The sequence below is a fragment of the Planctomycetia bacterium genome (assembly GCA_034440135.1).
GTDB lineage: Bacteria > Planctomycetota > Planctomycetia > Pirellulales > JALHLM01 > JALHLM01.
In genome coordinates this window covers 1-16,949 of sequence record JAWXBP010000284.1, presented here as the reverse complement: position 1 = coordinate 16,949, position 16,949 = coordinate 1, and the positions used below count along the sequence as shown (strand labels likewise).

At 61.8% G+C, this 16,949-nt stretch carries 17 protein-coding genes; 9 read left to right on the top strand and 8 right to left on the bottom strand.

All coding sequences use genetic code 11. The features are described 5' to 3' along the window. A partial coding sequence (locus SGJ19_17350) for a hypothetical protein (protein ID MDZ4782017.1) occupies positions 1-1,025 on the top strand: 1,025 nt, incomplete at its 5' end. On the opposite strand, the gene SGJ19_17345 is transcribed toward SGJ19_17350, so the two are convergent. Next, entirely contained in the window at positions 1,011-1,454 is a 444-nt protein-coding gene (locus SGJ19_17345; GenBank protein ID MDZ4782016.1) for a hypothetical protein, read from the bottom strand. The two genes, SGJ19_17350 and SGJ19_17345, sit on opposite strands and share 15 nt — an antisense overlap. A gap of 317 nt (positions 1,455-1,771) precedes the next feature. Between SGJ19_17345 and SGJ19_17340 the strand changes: the two genes are divergently transcribed. The 6 genes from SGJ19_17340 to SGJ19_17315 all read left to right on the top strand — a co-directional run bounded on the left by SGJ19_17340 (position 1,772) and on the right by SGJ19_17315 (position 6,524). After that, positions 1,772-2,506 (top strand): hypothetical protein, encoded by a 735-nt coding sequence (locus SGJ19_17340; protein MDZ4782015.1) that lies wholly within the window; start codon positions 1,772-1,774, stop codon positions 2,504-2,506. Between the two features lie 196 nt (positions 2,507-2,702). Next, positions 2,703-3,965, top strand: a complete 1,263-nt coding sequence (locus SGJ19_17335) for an aminotransferase class I/II-fold pyridoxal phosphate-dependent enzyme (GenBank protein MDZ4782014.1) — start codon at positions 2,703-2,705, stop codon at positions 3,963-3,965. 21 nt (positions 3,966-3,986) lie between these two features. Beyond that, positions 3,987-4,523, top strand: a complete 537-nt coding sequence (gene hpt, locus SGJ19_17330) for a hypoxanthine phosphoribosyltransferase (GenBank protein MDZ4782013.1) — start codon at positions 3,987-3,989, stop codon at positions 4,521-4,523. Further along, positions 4,520-5,716: a glycosyltransferase family 4 protein gene (locus SGJ19_17325; GenBank protein MDZ4782012.1), complete on the top strand. Its 1,197-nt coding sequence runs from the start codon at positions 4,520-4,522 to the stop codon at positions 5,714-5,716. The genes hpt and SGJ19_17325 overlap by 4 nt, the downstream gene beginning before the upstream one ends. Positions 5,717-5,741: 25 nt before the next feature. After that, on the top strand, positions 5,742-5,897 hold the full coding sequence (locus tag SGJ19_17320; protein MDZ4782011.1) for a hypothetical protein: 156 nt from the start codon (positions 5,742-5,744) through the stop codon (positions 5,895-5,897). A gap of 9 nt (positions 5,898-5,906) precedes the next feature. Continuing rightward, positions 5,907-6,524: an aldolase/citrate lyase family protein gene (locus SGJ19_17315; GenBank protein MDZ4782010.1), complete on the top strand. Its 618-nt coding sequence runs from the start codon at positions 5,907-5,909 to the stop codon at positions 6,522-6,524. Between the two features lie 271 nt (positions 6,525-6,795). Here SGJ19_17315 and SGJ19_17310 read toward each other — a convergent pair whose 3' ends face one another. Beyond that, on the bottom strand, positions 6,796-7,074 hold the full coding sequence (locus tag SGJ19_17310; GenBank protein ID MDZ4782009.1) for a hypothetical protein: 279 nt from the start codon (positions 7,072-7,074) through the stop codon (positions 6,796-6,798). A 120-nt stretch (positions 7,075-7,194) separates the two neighbouring features. After that, the gene (locus SGJ19_17305; protein ID MDZ4782008.1) at positions 7,195-8,064 is read right to left on the bottom strand and encodes a hypothetical protein; all 870 of its coding nucleotides are present in this window, start codon (positions 8,062-8,064) and stop codon (positions 7,195-7,197) included. Between the two features lie 176 nt (positions 8,065-8,240). Here SGJ19_17305 and SGJ19_17300 point away from each other — a divergent pair, with 176 nt between their 5' ends. Further along, on the top strand, positions 8,241-8,603 hold the full coding sequence (locus SGJ19_17300; protein ID MDZ4782007.1) for a hypothetical protein: 363 nt from the start codon (positions 8,241-8,243) through the stop codon (positions 8,601-8,603). 46 nt (positions 8,604-8,649) lie between these two features. Here the strand turns inward: SGJ19_17300 and SGJ19_17295 are convergent, their stop codons facing one another. The 4 genes from SGJ19_17295 to SGJ19_17280 form a co-directional block, all read right to left on the bottom strand. Beyond that, positions 8,650-9,813: a hypothetical protein gene (locus SGJ19_17295; GenBank protein ID MDZ4782006.1), complete on the bottom strand. Its 1,164-nt coding sequence runs from the start codon at positions 9,811-9,813 to the stop codon at positions 8,650-8,652. 120 nt (positions 9,814-9,933) lie between these two features. Next, positions 9,934-10,560, bottom strand: coding sequence for a CoA pyrophosphatase (locus SGJ19_17290; GenBank protein MDZ4782005.1), 627 nt, complete (start codon positions 10,558-10,560; stop codon positions 9,934-9,936). Further along, positions 10,550-12,172 (bottom strand): acyl-CoA synthetase, encoded by a 1,623-nt coding sequence (locus tag SGJ19_17285; GenBank protein ID MDZ4782004.1) that lies wholly within the window; start codon positions 12,170-12,172, stop codon positions 10,550-10,552. Before SGJ19_17285 ends, SGJ19_17290 begins: the two co-directional genes overlap by 11 nt. 45 nt (positions 12,173-12,217) lie before the next feature. Next, on the bottom strand, positions 12,218-13,867 hold the full coding sequence (locus SGJ19_17280; GenBank protein MDZ4782003.1) for a DUF6798 domain-containing protein: 1,650 nt from the start codon (positions 13,865-13,867) through the stop codon (positions 12,218-12,220). Positions 13,868-14,027: 160 nt separating this feature from the next. Between SGJ19_17280 and prpB the strand changes: the two genes are divergently transcribed. Beyond that, complete coding sequence (gene prpB, locus SGJ19_17275; GenBank protein ID MDZ4782002.1) at positions 14,028-14,909, top strand: methylisocitrate lyase; 882 nt, start codon at positions 14,028-14,030, stop codon at positions 14,907-14,909. A 205-nt stretch (positions 14,910-15,114) separates the two neighbouring features. On the opposite strand, the gene SGJ19_17270 is transcribed toward prpB, so the two are convergent. After that, positions 15,115-16,695, bottom strand: coding sequence for a thiamine phosphate synthase (locus SGJ19_17270; protein MDZ4782001.1), 1,581 nt, complete (start codon positions 16,693-16,695; stop codon positions 15,115-15,117). Between the last annotated feature and the right edge of the window lie 254 nt (positions 16,696-16,949).

Sequence of the window (16,949 nt, the reverse complement as noted above, 5' to 3'; positions counted from 1 at the left end):
GCGAAGGCAAGCGTTTGGAAGTCGACGGTTGCTGGTATCTGCAGCAGTTCAACAGTGCAACAGAACTGGACGCGCCATTTCACTCGCGAGTTGCAAGAGAGCTTGCCGAGTCCGACATCGGGGCAAGTAATCTGAGCGATATCCTCGCGGCTGTGCATTCGATGGTGGCATGGATCGGCGAACGTAATCGGACTAGGCAACAGCATTCCTTGGAGCATGATCGGAAGGAGAATCAACTTGAGACAGTTGAGTTGTCCACCAATCGACAGTTGACGGATGGCGAGCCAACGTCCGAAATTCCAGTCGACGAACCAAGGGCAGAACCGCTGGCGGCGGCGCTCCGACCGTTTAGTGGCGGCGAGATGGTATTTCTTGAAGATCGCGTTGAACTATGTAACGTCGACATATGTAGCGGTAGCCGCTCTGCGTCCGCTCGCAAAGCTCTAGAGCTTCTCGCCACCCAAACGAATGGCACATATATCGCCGTTGGGTCAGAAGAACTTGCGGAATTGCTCAAGCTAGACAAAGGTGCTCCGGGAGTCATCGGTCTGGTCCGAAACATCCGGACTCGGATTACAACGGCTCTAGCGCCGCAAGGCATTCGGTGTGAGCGAGAGGACGTCATTGCGCGGACGAACAGGGGCTATCAGCTTAGCGCAAAATTAAGGGTCCGAATTGCGTTTGGCCAGTCGCTAGCGGATGCAGGCGGGGGCAAACGCGAAAAAAATCTCGCCGGTGACCCCGATGGAAGTGACCCTAATGACCCTGATCGCCCGCGTTGGCGTGACCCTAATGGCCCTAATCGAGAAGCCCGGCACAACTGGATTCTTCAACAACTTGCCCTCAGACGGGAATTACGCGCACCGGACATTGCGAAAGAGCTCGGCTGTTCGCTGAAATCCGCGAAGCGCGACTTGAAGTCGCTGGCGAATGAGGGAAAAATCGAGTTCGCGGGATCGTCGCGCAGCGGAAGCTATCGGCTCCGGGATTCACAAAATCCAGATGCTTCCTCAAGCGGGGATTGACGTAAGTCGAAACGCTGCATGGATTTCTGCAGGAGGAACCGTTGCGATGTCGACGAAGGCGGCTAGAATCGGTTCAAACGAAGGACAGTCGCCCCGACTATCGTTAAGAACAAGCCGTTCGGCGAAAACGTCGAACGGCTTTCTCTTTGTGGTGTATAGGTTTACGTCGCCTAAAGTACGGTTCAAACACACCAAATCTAAGATCTCGCGTCGCACGGCGTTGTTTGAACGCCGCCACGTTTCCGCGGCGTTTTGGGCGAAGTCGAAGATCGCCACGGCCACCTTGTCCCGCGCCGGGTCTACGTCGCCGAGCGCAGCAAGCGATTCGTCTGTTTTGTTCGCTTCCGACTTCAGTTCGCTCGACTTGGACTTGTAGATGGCCTCTTCCACGTCGCCTGCGAGATAGGCGTTCAGCAGGCGGTCCAGCATAGCGGCCAACTCGCTCTTCCGCTTTGCGAGTGCCGTGAATTGACGCCGCAGCGACGATGCGACACTCCAGGACTTTCGGACACCGGCGCGGGCGAGGTTTACGCCGCTGGGGCCGGGGCGTGATCGGCGTCGAACCTGGTTGGCGGAACTGCGACGGCTACTCCAGGCGGCGATCTGAAAGTGAACCACATCGCCCGTTTCCCCCGCTTTTGACAGTTCTTTCCCCGCCAGCCTATACTTTCGATGGATCGGCGTTTACGGAATGGGCCTGTCCCTGGGGCGGCTGCGCCGGGGCCGGGGCGAAAAAGGGAATCCTGATGAATAAATACGGTTCGCTCTGTGATGATTTCTACGTGAACCTGAATCTCAGCACGGAGATGGAACTGCCCACCAACCGTGAGACGGTGCTGCAATACTTCGAGCGGGTGCAGAAGACGTACCCCACCATGCGGAACTTCTACTGCCGCGAAAAGGGGGATTTCGTCCTGGAAGAGGACAAAGACCGCGGCCAGTATCGCTGGTGTACGATCGAACAGCGCCGGCTCTGCTCTGGCCAGGTGAACCCAGACAGCGTCGAGATGGCCCTGGAGCAGCACCGCCTGGTGCTCGACCTGGCCCCCTACATGCTTTCGCTCAGCCCCTTGGACTGCGAGGCCATGGACCTGCTGTTCGGGTTCGATTTCACCTACCGCGGCAACCACAACCAACTGGTGGCCGAGGCCCTGGGAGTCAGCCCGGCCCTGGAGCGCCTCTTCGAGATGCCCGGCACCGGCGTGGTGAGCTACGAGCCAAACATCACCCTCTCGCTGGACGAGGACTGCCGGACCCAGTGCCGCCTGAGCATCGAGTCGCGGACGAACGCCTACCAGATCCGCACCGGCGAATACCCGGAAGAACAGCTCAGCGTCTATTTCACCGCGCGGCAATACGGCAGCCTGGGCCCCAAAACGACGTTCGTCGACGCCCTCAAAGAGCTCGCCGGCATCTGCGAGGACCTGGTGGATAAATACGTCGTCGAACAAGTCCTGCATCCACTCGCGGCGCTGCGATAGAGCTGGGAATGACGAATGTCGAAATCCGAATGACGAATGAATGCCGAATGCTCAAATGACGCATGTCCAAACGTGAGCGCAGCCCTGGAATTCTTCCCCATTCGTCATTCAGACATTCGGATTTCATTCGTCATTCGGATTTCGACATTCGTCATTCCCCTCTGGCCCTTCGCTAAACCATCCAAGACGCCCCCCTATGCCGCGCTTTAGCCGATTGGTTGATGCGATCGAGCCCGAGATCGCATTCGAAGTGTTGGCCCGGGCGCGCGAATTGACGGCCGCCGGGAAAGAAGTCATCGAGTTGGAAATCGGCGATAGCCCGTTTCCATCGACCGCGGCGGCGAAGAAGGCCGGCGCGGCGGCGATCAAGCGGAATGAGACGCGCTACTGCCCGTCGCTCGGCCTTCCCGAACTGCGTCGCGCGGCGGCCGATTACCTGAGCGAATCGCACGGCCTTGATCTGCGGGCCGAGAACATCATCGTCGGCCCGGGCGCGAAGACGTTCGAGCAATTGTTTTGCGAGGCGTTCATCGATGCTGGCGATAGCGTGCTGGTCTTCAGCCCGCATTTTCCCACCTACACGGCCAATATCCTGCGACGCAATGGCCGGATGTGGTTCGCACCCCTGCGAGAGGATCGCCAGTTTCGTCCCGATCCCAACGACGTGCAGCGCTTCTTAAGGGAGGAGCAGCGCCCGCGGGCCATCTTCCTGAACAGTCCGCACAACCCCACGGGCGGCGTCGCCCACGCGGAAGATCTCTGCCTGATCGCTGACCTGGTGCGCGGTCTCGACGTGATGATCTTCTCCGACGAGCCCTACGACCAGATGGTCTGGAATGGCCCGCATCGTTCCATACTCGAACATCCCGGCATGCTGGAGCAAACCGTTGCCGCTTATACGCTCAGTAAGTCGTACAGCATGAGCGGCTGGCGGATCGGCTTCGCGGCGGCGGAACCCGAAGTCGTCGCGGCGCTCGGCAAGCTGACGAACACCGCGCTCTCGTGCGTCTCGCCGATCTCCCAATGGGCGGCCGTGGCCGCGCTGCGGGAAGATCACGAAGAGCGCGACAAGACGATGCTGAAGTTTCGCAACAAAGTGAAACTTCTGTCCACCGCGCTCGACGGGATCGACGACGTGAGTTGTTCGATGCCCGGCGGGACGTTTTATGTCTTCCCGAACGTCTCGAAGATCTGCGAACGGCTCGATATCACGTCGCACGGGCTGGCCATGTATCTGCTGGAAGCGGCCGACGACAAACTCGGCGTGGCTTGTCTCGGCGGCGAGTGCTTCGGCGCGGCCGGCGCAGGCTTCCTGCGTTTCAGTTGCGCTCAAGACGATAAGCTCATCAAACGCGCTGTCGAATTCCTGCCGGACGCGTTCGCGAATAAACCGCGAGTCGAACAGTATCTCGCCGACGATCCTCGCTTCCGCCAAAGCGCTCCGGTACGCACCCATTAGCCCGTAGCGCAGAGAGCCGAAGTGAAGCCGCTACTCACCGAATCTGAAGTACTGTCGGGTGTCGCACGATTGGCGGCTGAAATTACGTCCAGCTATCGCGGACGCCCGCTGACGATGATCGGCGTCATGACCGGCAGCGTGGCGTTTCTAGCGGACTTGATGCGGCGGGTCGATTTGCCGCTCCGGGTCGGCGTGATTCAAGCGCGAAGCTACCGCGGCGGCGACACACGTCCCGGCGAACTGGCGATCCACAGCGAACTGGTGCCGGAAGTTCAGGATCGCGACGTGCTACTGGTCGACGACATCTTCGACACCGGCCGCACGCTGACCGCGCTGGTCCAGCGCATTTCCGAGTTGGGCGCGCGCAGCGTGCGAAGCTGCGTGTTGCTCAGCAAGCCGGCGCGCGTGGAGGTGACTTACCGGCCCGAGTTCGTTGGCTTCGAGATCCCCGACCGTTTCGTCGTCGGCTACGGCATGGACTACCTCGACGCCTACCGCAATCTGCCGCACGTGGCGGAGTTGGAAGACGCGGACCTGCACAGGGATCAGCGCCCGTGACGCCGCCGCGGATAGTGATGATCTCGCGGCGATTCTGGCCGTTGGTCGGCGGCGCGGAGACCGTCGTCGCCAATCTGGCGGCCGAATTCCAGCGCCAAGGCGCGCATTGCACGGTACTCACCGCGCAGTGGGAAAGCAATTGGCCGCGCGAGATCAAGCATCATGGCGTGCGCGTAGTCCGCATCCCGCAGCCGAGCCTGCGATTCTATGGCACCTGGCGCTATCAGCGCGGCCTGGCGCAATGGTTGACGGAACATCGCCAGGAGTACGATCTCGCTTACGTTTCGATGCTCAAGCACGACGCTTATGCCACCATCGGCGTGGCGAAGCAATTGCGATTTCCCGTCGTCCTGCGCGCCGAAGGCGCCGGCGTCACCGGGGACTGTTTCTGGCAACTCGACGCCAACTTCGGCCGCAAGATCAAGGAACGCTGCCTGCGCGCCGACGCCTTCATCGCCCCCAGCCGGACGATCGAAGAAGAACTGGTCGCCGCCGGCTACGCGCGCGATCGGATTCACTACTTACCGAACGGCGTGAGCCTTCGTCCCATACGGAACGAATCGGCCAAACGAGAAATCCGCGCTGCGCTTGCCGAGGCGGAACCGTCGCTCGCTGTAGGGCCCGATGCGCCAGTCGTGCTCTACACGGGCCGCCTGCATCCGGCGAAGGGATTGTCGACGCTCGTCGCGGCTTGGGACGCGATCAACGCGAGCCGCCCCGACGCGCGGCTCTGGTTGATCGGCGAAGGCCCCGCCAAGGCCGAGTTACATCAGCAAATTGACGCGCTCGGCCTCCAGGGTCGCGCCGTCATCGCCGGACCGTTCGATCAGGTCGACGATTTGCTCCAGGCTGCCGACTTGTTCGTGCTCCCTTCTCGCGAAGAGGGAATGTCGATTTCGTTACTTGAAGCAATGTCTGCCGGATTACCCGTCGTCGCAACGCAAATACCGGGCAACGAAACGTTGATCACGTCTGACCGGCACGGCCTGCTCGTTCCGGTCGATGACGCCGGCGTGCTGGCCGGAACCGTGCTTCGACTACTTTGCGAGCCCACTTTCGCGGCACAACTGGGGGCGATAGCGCGTGCAAGAGTAGCGACGGAATACTCCTTAGCACAGGCCGCCCAAGCGCATGGAACACTGTTCGACACGTGTCGGAAGTGCCACAATACGCCACTGAAAACTGAAAACTGAACACTTCAAACTTCAAACTCCAGCCATGCCCTCCTTCAAGCAACTCCTGGCCGGCCCCGATCTGATCCGCGTCTTCGCGCTCGGGCGCGTGATGCATCCTGTGATCGTGGAGATGTTCGGCCTGGCGGGCGGGTACCATGGATTTTGGTTCGATCTGGAGCATTCGTTCATCTCCACCTAACAGATCACCATGGCCGCGATCACGGCCCGGGCGAATGGGATGGACTCGTTCGTGCGGATGCCGCCGACCGGGTACTGGCAGGTGACACAATGCCTGGAGGCCGGCGCCGGCGGCGTGATGGGGGCGCAGATTCGCTCGGCGGATCATGCGCGGGAGTTCAACTCCTGGTGCCGCTTCGCGCCGCAGGGCGTGCGCGGCCTGAACATGGGCGGGCGCGACGCGGACTACACGCACAAGCCGCTGGCGAAGTTCGCCGAGGACGCGAATCGCGACGTGTTCGTGGCCATCCAGATCGAAACGCTCGGCGCGCTGGAAGACGCCGACGCGATCGCCGCCATCGAAGGCGTCGATCTGTTATTCATCGGCCCGGCGGATCTATCACTGGTGCTCGGCGTCGTCGGACAGTTTCACCACGACAAACTCTGGGAAGCGATCGACCGCGTGGCGAAGGCGTGCAAAAAGCACGGCAAGCACTGGGGCTGCGTTGCCCCGGACGGCCCGTTCGCCGAACGCGCCGTGGAGCTCGGCTGCCGGATGCCGACGATCGGCAACGAAATGCACGTTCTGCGCCGCGGCATTGCTTCGTTGCAAAGCGCCTATGGGAAGGTGTTCGAACGGACGACATAAGCGCGGCGCTCTTCTGTAGCCGAGGTCTGTGACCTCGGTGCGTTGGACTTAGCAATCTTGAACCACGAAAGGCACGAAATACACGAACATTTTTAGGCGTGGCACAGTTCAATAACGCGCGATGCGCGCAAGGCTCCGAAAAACTCGTTCGTGCTTTTCGTGCCTTTCGTGGTGCAAGTTCTGCATTAAAGTCCGCGCGTGAACCTTTGCCTCGTCCAACCTCCGAGGTCACAGACCTCGGCTACAGACAGTGGGACAATTGAGACGTTCGCTATCGGCGGCGCAGCCTGGCGTAAAGTCGTCGGCAGGGCTCGATCAGGCCGGCGATGATCATCAGGAGCATCGGGAGCGTGACGAGGATCACGACCCAGAATTTGGCTTCCATCGCGGAGGTGACGTTCGCGGCATTCACGCCGCGGAGGAGTCCTTGCCAGATCGCGAACAGCACGCAACAGACCGTGGTCAGTGCGAAGATGCGCTTGATCGTGAACCGCGGCCGCCAGTTCGGCGGGATCAACGGGGGCGGATCCGGCTCGGGGATGAAGGACATGGTGGGAAACTCAGAAGTCGGAACGATGAACTCGGAAGTATTCGACCAGTCGGCTCAGTCACTCGTCGCTTTGCCCACAATTCACTTCCGACTTCCCACTTTCGCGTTCCGAGTTGTTGCTCATCCTGCCAGTGGTTGGATGCGCTCCACGATTTCTTTTTGCGTGAGTGCTCGATCCAACGGCAGGATCATGTATCGGCCCTTGTCGTGGCAGCAGTCGATGATGACCTGCACTGGGTTAGGCACCGCGAAACCTTCGCAGCAGGGTTCGTGTCCGTGGATCAGCACCTTGGCGCCGAGCGCGTCGGCGAATGCTTGCGCATTTTCGGCGCGATGGTCGCGCCCCCAGAGCATGCGAAACAGGTCGGCGTCTTCCTGATAGTCCGCGTAGTCCAGCGGGCGTTCCAGCACGCCGCGATCGAAGCCTTCCATCTGGCAACGCTCCGGGGCGCTGTGCGTGACCCAGACGTCGCCGGGTAGATGCACCGCGACCGGACAGCTTTCGATGAACTCGACGAGCGCCTTACGCACGCGCTCGAAGGCCGGACCGTAGACTTCCTGCAGTCCCATTCGGAACAGCAGGTTGAGCATCTTCTTCGATTTGAGAATCGGAAAATCGGTGACTTCCGCCATCTCGTGATTGGAAAGCAGGAAGTGGACCCGTTCGGGGAACGTCGCCTTGAGCTTGGCGACGTCCTCCAGCATGGCGTGCGACATGCAGCCGCCGTTCGTGGGATAGGTCGGCCCGCCGTGGCAGACTTCCTGCATCACCAGGTGCCGGCCCGGGTTGTTGGCCAAATCCGCGATGCGGCGGATGGCGTTGAAGTTCCTGCGATGGCCGTGCAAATCGGCGGTAATCATCACGTCGGCGCCGGATTCGGCGCTCAACTCGATGACGTTGCCCCGCCGCCAGGGGGTGGTGCGATTGGCGTCCGTGGCCTTGGCATACGTGACGAGGATCCCCTCGATAAACTCCAGCGTGGCAACCATATGCGGCGATGAACTCGAACGTGTGCGGCGGTAGTAAGGAAGCGGAAAAGTCGCTCGGTTATCCGGTCGCAAGGGGTCGCGGCGGTCGTACCGATTTATTGGATTGTAAGGAATCGGCGGACGATAAGTCCCTCTAGAGGCTTTGCCGTTCGACCCAGCGGAAAGGATTTCTGGACATGAAACGTCTTGTTCTGGTCGCCGCGCTTGCCAGCGTGTTGACCTCGACTAGCGGTTGCTGCTTATTGGATCGCATTTTCTGCTGCCGCAACGCTGGCTGCACCTATGGCGGCGGCGGTGGTGGCGCTGGCTGCTCCAGTTGTGGTGGCAATGGCGGCGGCTGTGCGAGTTGCGGCGGCGGTGGAGGAGGCGGACTGGCGGGCGGTGGTCGTCATTTGCCCCCTGGCTGCGACGTCGCGGGCGCCGAAGCGAACGCCATGTACGCCGGCGGACCGCCCACAGGTCAGGTCGCCTACCCCTATTATACCACGCGCGGCCCGCGTGACTTCCTGGCCAGCAACCCGGGCAGCATCGGCCCGTAAGCTGGTGATCGCGCCGGCATCGAAATCAACGCTTCGCCAACCATGGTCATCGCCGGACCAAGGTTGGCGATTTTCTTTTCCGGGCAAGCACGCCCACGGCCAATATACCGGCCGCCGCCAGCAATGCGGAACTCGGCTCGGGCACCCCATTCGATTCAGCCGGTGCGGTGAACCGCGAACCATAGTTGTTGCGCACCGCGTTCAAGTCTTGAATATCCACGTCGCCATCCAGGTCGGCGTCGCCGGGGCCGGGGCCAGGTGTGCGGCCGAAATGGTTGCGCACATCATTGAGGTCGAATAGATCCACCTGGCCGTCGTCGTTCGTGTCGCCGTCCAGGCCGGAATGAATCAGCAGGCCAATCGCGTTCGGCTGATCGCGATCCGTGACGAGATCGATCGCCGGCACGAACGGCGTGCCGGTTTGGATCTTACCGGTCGCCGAGTCGGTCCAATAGATTTGATTCGTATAGGGATCGACGGCCACGCCCTGCGGGCTGCCGAGCCCGCCCGTCCATTTCATCGGGTCGCTGCCGTCGAGCCCCGCCCGACCAATAAGTCCCTTGCCAAACTCCGGGTCGGCCCAGTAAACAAAACCGCGCACGTGGTCTACGGCCAGGCCCTGCGGGGAAACGAGCCCGCTCACGACGTTCTCGTGATCGCTACCGTCCAGGTTCATGCGCGCGATACCGCCGGGGCGAAGATTGTCAACCAGCGGATTGATGTAGCTGAAATAGAGTTTGCGTTCCCAGGGGTCGAAAGCCAGCCCGTTGATATTGGCAATCGACGGCTCCGGCTCGAGAATTGTTTTGGAATGCGCTCCGTCGTACCCGGCGATCGAAATGGAATGCAGCTCGGCATCGGACCAAATCACCTGCCCGGCGTTACGATCGAGCGCGAGCGCCAAGGGCGCGGGCAATTGCCGCAAAATCGGCGCAACGCCCGCGCCGTCTGCAGTTCCGCGGTTCACGATTCCGGAGGGGCCGATCGGCACACTCGGCACGATATCGGTGAAGAACAATTGGTCGCGAGCGCGATCTAGCGCCAGTCCGCCGATCACGAAACCGGGCGTCAGCGCGACCGCCCCTCCGCCATCGATGTTCGCCCGAGCGATGCCGCCGGATTCGCTCCAGTAAATACTAGGGATCGAACTGGCTCGGCCGACGCCCGCGAGAACGGTTAGAATTGCAAGGCAGATGAGTGGGCAGCGCATCGGAACGGTCCTTCGCCGACGAGACAGAGATGCAGATGAGGTCGTTGCGCTCTCCAGTATGAAAGCTACCGCACGCCGGCGTCAAGCTTTTGGTTCGCCAGGCGGCTGGCTGATTGCAAATCAACAGAGTTCTTGCCAGAGCACTGCCAATTCGCTGAGCATCATCGCGGTGGCGCCCCAGATGCGGTGCCCTTGGTATTCGTAGTAGGGCGCAGAGAGCGGAATCGCACGGCCGGGTATGCGATCGTGGCCTCGAGCGGCTGGTTCGAGCAGCCGTTCCAAGGGTAGTTCAATGACTTCGTTGACTTCGCTCGGGTCCAGTACGAATTGCGGCGCCGATTCGGTCACCGCCACGCACGGCGCGACGCTGAAGTTGCTGACGAACAGGTTGATCGGCGACAACCGTCCCAGCAGTTGCACGCCATCCGGCGGGATGCCGATCTCCTCCTGCAGCTCACGCAGCGCGGCTTGCTCGATCGACTCGTCGTCTTGGATCGCGCCGCCGGGGAGGCAGATCTGGCCGGCGTGCGCGCTCAAGTGCGCGGGACGTACCGTGAGCGGCAGACGCCACTGCTTGCCATGGCGATAAAAGAGCGCGATCACGGCGGCCGGGCGTGCGTTCCAAGCGGGCGGATCGGAATGGCGGCCGTAGCTTAGGTCCGGCGCCAGCTGCGACTGCGCCGCGCGGCCCGGTAAGGGGTGCGCGAGCCGCACTCGCCAGCGATCGATAAACAGCTCAGGCCGCATGACGCGATTCGCTGCGCAATAATCGGCGCTTGATCTTGCCGCTTGTTGTCTTGGGCAGTTCGAGCACGAATTCGACCTGCCTTGGGTATTTATACCCGGCCGAGTTCTGTTTGACCCAGTCCTGCAACTCGCGGATCAGCGCGACGCTCGCTTCCGCGCCGGGCCTGAGCACGATGAAGGCTTTCACCACTGTCCCGCGCAGTTCGTCCGGCGCGCCGACCACCGCGGCTTCATGGACGCATGGATGGGCGGCGAGACAGCTTTCCAGCTCGAACGGCGAGATGCGATACCCGCTGGCCTTGATCACGTCGTCCGCGCGGCCCTGGAACCAGTAGTTGCCGGCAGCGTCCTGCACGAGCACGTCGCCCGAATAATACCATTCGCCGCGAAAGATTTCCGCGGTTTGCTCCGGCTTGTTCCAATATCCATGCATCATGCCGGGATGGTCGGCGCGGCGAACACAAAGCACGCCGGGCTCGCCCGGAGCGACGTCGCGCAGGGCGTCGTCGACCAGTCGCATGGGCACTTGTGGCGCCGGTCGGCCGCAACTGCCGTGCTGAAGTTGCTCGGAGACACGGTTGTAGCAATACACCATGCACTCGCTCATGCCGATGCCGTCGAGCGGCTCGAAGCCCAGGTGGCGTTTGGCGGCCTGGATCGTATCCGGCGGCAAGGGCTCGCCGGCGCTGACGCCGTGTCGCAAGGAACTCAACTGCGCCGCGCCGATTTCCGGCGAGGCGATCAGCATACGGTAGATCGTCGGCGTACCGACGAAGTTGGTGATGCCATACTTGGCGATCAACTGGAACCAGGCCTCGGCGCGGAAGCGGCCGTCGACCGGGTGATAAAGCATCGACGCAATCCCAGCGCGCATCGCGTAGAGAAACGTCGAAGCGACCGGCAGCAGCCAGCCTAGCTCGGCCGGGCAGGCGCAGACGTCGCCTGCGCGGTAATCATGCCAATCGCGAATCAAGTAATCGTACGCGGCCGCATACCGATGGGCGTGAACTACGCCCTTTGGTTCGCCGGTCGTGCCGGAGGTGTAAGCGATGAATGCGATGTCGTCGGCCAGCGTATCCGCGGCGGTGAACTCCGCGGGCGACTGGTTGACCTCGCGCCAAAAGTCGCGATGCGGGCCGCCGATAGTCACGCCATCGGTCGATACGATCAGCACGTCGCGCAAATCGGGGCTGGCGCTGCGCGCGATGTCCAACTCGTCCACCAGCTTGTCCGTGGTGATCGCCACGACGGCGCCGGAATCGCGCAGCCGGTATTCGATTTCATTCGCGCGGAACTGCGTGCTGGTCGGAATAAACACGCCGCCGAGTTTGGCGACTCCGAGCGCCGCGATATAGAATTCGGGCAAGTTCGGCAGCCGCAACAGGACGCGATCACCGCGCTTCACGCCCAGCCGCGCGAGCATCGCCGCACAGCGATTGCTCAGCACGTCCATGTCGCCGTAGGTCAACGTCCGGTTCGCGCCGGCGGAGTTTTCCCAGATCAGGCAGGTACGATCGCCGTGGCCGAAATCGACGTGGCGGCGCGTCAAATCGACGCCCAGGTTGTAGTGCCGAGGAATGGTCGACCAAAGACCAGCGTTGCTTCCATGCATCGGGTCGGTTCCTAGAATTAGTTGCACGTGGATCGGATCGCCATCTCATTCTGAGGGCGGCCCGGGCGGCAATCGGCGCAATACGCTTTCCGGTGATAATTTGTACACGAAGTAAACGCCCTGAGTATCGACGTATTCTTCGCCAAGGACAATACGAGAATCGTGGACGCCCTTGTAGCGAAGCACGTACGCGCCATCGCTTTCCAGGATGAGGTAGTCGGCATTCAATCGCTTACCAAAGGCGCAAAGTTCCTCCCAGTCCATGAGGAGCATCATTGCATCCCAGCTCCAAGTGTCGTCGGGATGGCCGTAGACTTCGGTGAGCAATTCATTCCACCGTACAATTGACCTCGCGTCCTGCGGGACATCCTTCCACGTCACCACTTCTGGCCGTTCCGCGTACCACTTGAACGATTGATTCTGCCGCGGCGTGATGAATTTGGCGTCGCGGGGCGTGTTCTCGGCGATCCACTCGCAGACTTCCCGCCAGGCCTCGGCGTCGAGGACTTTGCCGGGGCGATCTGCTCGGGGATATCCCAGCGTGTGCGTTTGAATCCCGAAATCGGCGACATGAAACGCCGCGTAGCAGGCCGCTGCTGTCAGCCAGGCCCGGCCCCAATTCGGCGAAGAGCGCAATGCATAGTTCAGATAGCCGATGGCCGCCAACGCGCCGCCGATGGGAATCGCCACATCGGCCAGGCGGAACCAGTAATACTTGAGCAGCCACGCACCGCGATCCGGCGTGAAGCCGCCCAGCTTCGCAATCAACCAACCTGTCACCCAAATTGCCGCGGACGCGAGCGCGAACCGCCACAGCGTGCGCGTCGCTACGGAGGCGGGCATCGCGCGGCTGATCACGCCGGTCGCCAGGAGCAGCAGGCCCAAGATCGCCACGCCGCGCGGCGGAAACGTGGCCGGACTGAGGTGATGTGGCAGTCGTTCAAAGACGTAGATGCGATTCGCTTCGTCAACGATTTCCGGCGCGGCGCCCATCGTCAATTCGAGCGCCGGGATGAGCGCCGGCAATGCCAAAAGGCCACCAATCGCGAGCGGCGCCATCAAGGCGCGAATGCCTGGGGCCTTGCCGGCGCGATATTCCAGCCACCACGCCGGCAGCAAGGCGAGGACCGACCAGCCGCCGACGAGCACATGCCAGGCAGAGGCTGCGCCGAGCCAGAGCCAGACCGCGCGCCATTTGCCGGCCATTGCGGCGTCGAGTCCGAAGAAGACGAGGGCGTAGGCGATCCCTTTGGCTTCGAAGCCGCCGACCAGCCATTCGCCGGCCACCTGGCAACGTTCCTGTAAGGCGATCATCAACGCGGCGGAAAACACCGACCACCACGGCCGCGCCACGAGTCGCCAACTCAATCGCTGCCACCCGACGGCCATCAGCCCCCAGGTCAACAAGCGTCCGATCCAAGCCACGGCCGGAAGGGGCAGGTAGAGCGTCCACCAACCTAGCAGCGCATAAAATACCTGATGGGTATGGGCCGACTCGAAAAAGGCGTCGCCGGCGCAAAAAGTCGGATCCCAGTAATGCCGGGCCTTGCCGAGATAATGGGCCTCGTTGTTGTCCGGAACTTGCCAGCCGGAATTGAGATAGAACACCAGCAGGATGAGCGCAATCTCCAGCCAAATCTGACGGCGCGGGGCCGGAGCGAGATCGAGCGAGGCGTTGGCTACTGGCGTGGACATAAGCGGTTCCATGAGCGGCCTTGTAGCGTAGTCAGCCCAACCCGCCCAGGCCAGCCAGGCTAAGAGAGAGGCGACTCTGCTGGATTCCCCCTCGCTGGCGCTTCGGGTTGGTGTGACAATGGTCCGCTTCGATTTCGGGTTCCTTTGAGAGGTCGCCCCCGTGGCACAAGATTCCGCTGGTCACATGTTGCGCGAGTTGGCGCGGGAGTCGACGGTCCAGATTCCCGGCGCGTTTAACGCGCTGGTGGCCAAGATGATCGAGGCCGCCGGATTCGACGCGATGTACCTCTCGGGGGCTGCATTCTCCGCCGGACAACTTGCGCTCCCGGACGTGGGGTTGTTCACGCTCACGGAACTGGTCGAGCAAACCCGGCGCTTGTGCGACGCCACGGATATCCCGTTGATCGTCGACGCCGACACGGGTTTTGGCGAGGCCATCAATGTCGAGCGCACCATCCGCGAACTGGAAGCGGCCGGCGCGGCCGGGATTCAACTCGAAGACCAGCGTTTGCCCAAGCGCTGCGGGCACTTGTCCGGCAAAACGCTGGTCACGGTCGAGGAGATGTGTACTAAACTCCGCGCCGCCAGCGCCGCGCGGTACGACGAAGACACGGTGATCATCGCCCGCACCGATGCCCGGGGCGTGGACGGTCTCGACGCCGCGTTGGCCCGCGCGCGGGAGTATCTGGAAGCCGGCGCGGATTGGATTTTTCCCGAGGCGCTGGCGACGAAGGATGAATTCGAGCGCTTCGCGCGCGAGATCGACGCGCCGCTCGTGGCCAACATGACCGAGTTCGGCCGCAGCCCGCTGTTGACGCTGGAAGAACTGGCCGACCTGGGTTACGCCGCGGTGCTGTACCCGGTCTCGCTGATGCGCGTGGCGATGAAAGCGGTCGAAGCGGCGCTCGATACGATCGCCGCCGACGGCAGCCAGCGCGAATTGCTGGACTTGATGCAAACCCGCGAAGAGCTGTACGACTTGCTCGACTACGACGGGCTCGAGGAACGGGATCGTTCGTATGGTGACGCGTCAGCGGACTAGCCCCGGCAGCGGCGGCAGTCATTCGGAAGCCCCGCAAGGACGACAGGCAATAGCCAGCGGTGCAAACCGCTGGAAAGCGACGCACACAATTCGCCATAGCCCCAGCGGGGCGACACATTTCTTACCCGCCGTAGCAGCAAAGTGTCGCCCCGGTGGGGCTCATGGTATGCGTGCGTTGCATTCCAGCGGTTTGCACCGCTGGCTATTATCTTTCGCCCCGTTGGGGCGAAGTGCTAGCGCAGTTGAGTTGAGTCAAAAACGCGGCCGCCACTTTAGTCGGCTTTTTTGACTGCGTTATCGCCGCGCTGACCGCCACACGCTGGATGCCGGTGGCTAGCACGGCGTCCAGTCGCTCCAGCGTAATGCCGCCGATGGCGAACGCTGGTAGGCGGATGTTTTCGGCTACCGAGCGGAGGAGTTCCACGCCGGTGAACTCTGCGAATTGCTTGGTTTGCGACGGGAACGTCGGCCCGACGCCGATGTAGCTCGCTCCGTCGAGGACGGCCTGGCGGGCCTGGTCCAGGGAATGCGTCGACACGCCAACGAGCATCGTTGGCCCGACGATGCGCCGCGCGTCCTTGACGCTCAACTCTTCCTGGCCGACGTGGACGCCGTCGGCCTCTGCTAAGACCGCCAGGTCGGGGCGGTCGTTCAAAATGAATAACGTGTGCGAGTTGGCCGTCAGCTCCTGGAGCGCGCGAGCGCGCTCCAGGAGCTCTCGATCTGCCAACTTCTTGTCGCGCAATTGAATGACATGCACGCCCGCGGCGATCAATTCGCCGGCGAACGCAGTAAACGCTGCCAAGGATTCGCGACCGTCAAGCAAGACGTACAACTTCGCGTGCGCCAGGCGCACCTTACTGTCCGCCGTGATGCCGATGGCCTTTTCCAGTGTGTAGAGCCGATAGCGCAGCGACTCGATGCGCACCGCAAACGCGGCGTCGACCACCTTGCCGAACTCTTCCAAGCTGCGGAGCGCTTCGCCAGTCCGTTTCAAGCTCGCCGTCGCGACGCTCGCCGGTCCTGTTCGATGGCTCTCGGACTCCAGCGTGATCGACGTCCCCACGTCAGCGGGCGTATCACGGGCGCTCAACCGTTCGGCCGCCGGCAACTGTTCCAGCGCCGCGCTCAGATCGTGCCGCAGGGATTTCAATTGTTCGGTGAGATGCCGATCGTCCAAGCTAAAGCGCACATAGTCTTCGGCGACACGCAGCCCCTCACGAGCGCGATTGCCGGCGGCATCGAGTGTCCGCCAAACGGCGACGGCGTTCTCGGGTTCGTCGCGCACGATGGCCGGAGGCGTGGGCTCCTCGTCCTCATCTTCATCATCATCGTCGTCCAAATCCTCGAACGGAAACTGCAACGGAGAATCGTCGCGAATCTCCACTACATTCTCGACACGGATGCCCCGCTCCCGCATCCAGTTCCCCGCGTCGTGTTCGCTCATTCCACAGGCCCACAACAGATGCTGCGTGCCAATCTCGATCTCGCCCAAGTCCGGGAGAAAGGATTTGATATGCTGCATCGCTTCTCGCAACGTCGGCTCGAATTGTCCTCGTCGATACTTGGCGTTCTCCGGTGTTCGAGTCAGCGTCGGCCAGCGCTCCAGCACGCGGTTTCCATCGATGCCAACCTCGAGCAGCAGCCGCGACGCCAATAGTTCCGGCTCCGCTAGCAGCGCCAGCAAGATTTCCGGCACGTCGATCGGCGAGAGCGCATCGCCCGACGACCATTCCGCCGCTAAATCGAGTGCTCGCTCCACCGCCGGTGTAAACGGGAGTTTCATATCCTGCCCATTCTGCCATTTAACCGGGTTGATCCCAAGGTCCTGAGGGAGCTTGAAGTTTTCAGTGTTCAGTTTTCAGTTCCTGGATGAGGACACGCTGGTTACCAACATACTGAAAACTGAACACTGAAAACTTCAAACTCCGCCCCCTTTTTTCCTTCCACGACCATCCCCGGTATCTAACCCCTTATACAACCGAGTTTTGCCTTGCTGGGTCTGTTATCGAGGGGTAAGATTCCGGCGGTGTGGCTGGT

Bases quoted from the DNA above. Each gene is read 5' to 3' on its own strand.
- SGJ19_17340 (MDZ4782015.1), top strand. From the start codon at position 1,772: ATGAATAAATACGGTTCGCTCTGTGATGATTTCTACGTGAACCTGAAT.
- SGJ19_17315 (MDZ4782010.1), top strand. From the start codon at position 5,907: ATGGCCGCGATCACGGCCCGGGCGAATGGGATGGACTCGTTCGTGCGG.
- SGJ19_17295 (MDZ4782006.1), bottom strand. From the start codon at position 9,813: ATGCGCTGCCCACTCATCTGCCTTGCAATTCTAACCGTTCTCGCGGGC.
- SGJ19_17270 (MDZ4782001.1), bottom strand. From the start codon at position 16,695: ATGAAACTCCCGTTTACACCGGCGGTGGAGCGAGCACTCGATTTAGCG.
- SGJ19_17345 (MDZ4782016.1), bottom strand. From the start codon at position 1,454: ATGCTGGACCGCCTGCTGAACGCCTATCTCGCAGGCGACGTGGAAGAG.
- SGJ19_17285 (MDZ4782004.1), bottom strand. From the start codon at position 12,172: ATGCATGGAAGCAACGCTGGTCTTTGGTCGACCATTCCTCGGCACTAC.
- SGJ19_17300 (MDZ4782007.1), top strand. From the start codon at position 8,241: ATGAAACGTCTTGTTCTGGTCGCCGCGCTTGCCAGCGTGTTGACCTCG.
- SGJ19_17320 (MDZ4782011.1), top strand. From the start codon at position 5,742: ATGCCCTCCTTCAAGCAACTCCTGGCCGGCCCCGATCTGATCCGCGTC.
- SGJ19_17305 (MDZ4782008.1), bottom strand. From the start codon at position 8,064: ATGGTTGCCACGCTGGAGTTTATCGAGGGGATCCTCGTCACGTATGCC.
- SGJ19_17335 (MDZ4782014.1), top strand. From the start codon at position 2,703: ATGCCGCGCTTTAGCCGATTGGTTGATGCGATCGAGCCCGAGATCGCA.
- SGJ19_17310 (MDZ4782009.1), bottom strand. From the start codon at position 7,074: ATGTCCTTCATCCCCGAGCCGGATCCGCCCCCGTTGATCCCGCCGAAC.
- SGJ19_17290 (MDZ4782005.1), bottom strand. From the start codon at position 10,560: ATGCGGCCTGAGCTGTTTATCGATCGCTGGCGAGTGCGGCTCGCGCAC.
- SGJ19_17280 (MDZ4782003.1), bottom strand. From the start codon at position 13,867: ATGTCCACGCCAGTAGCCAACGCCTCGCTCGATCTCGCTCCGGCCCCG.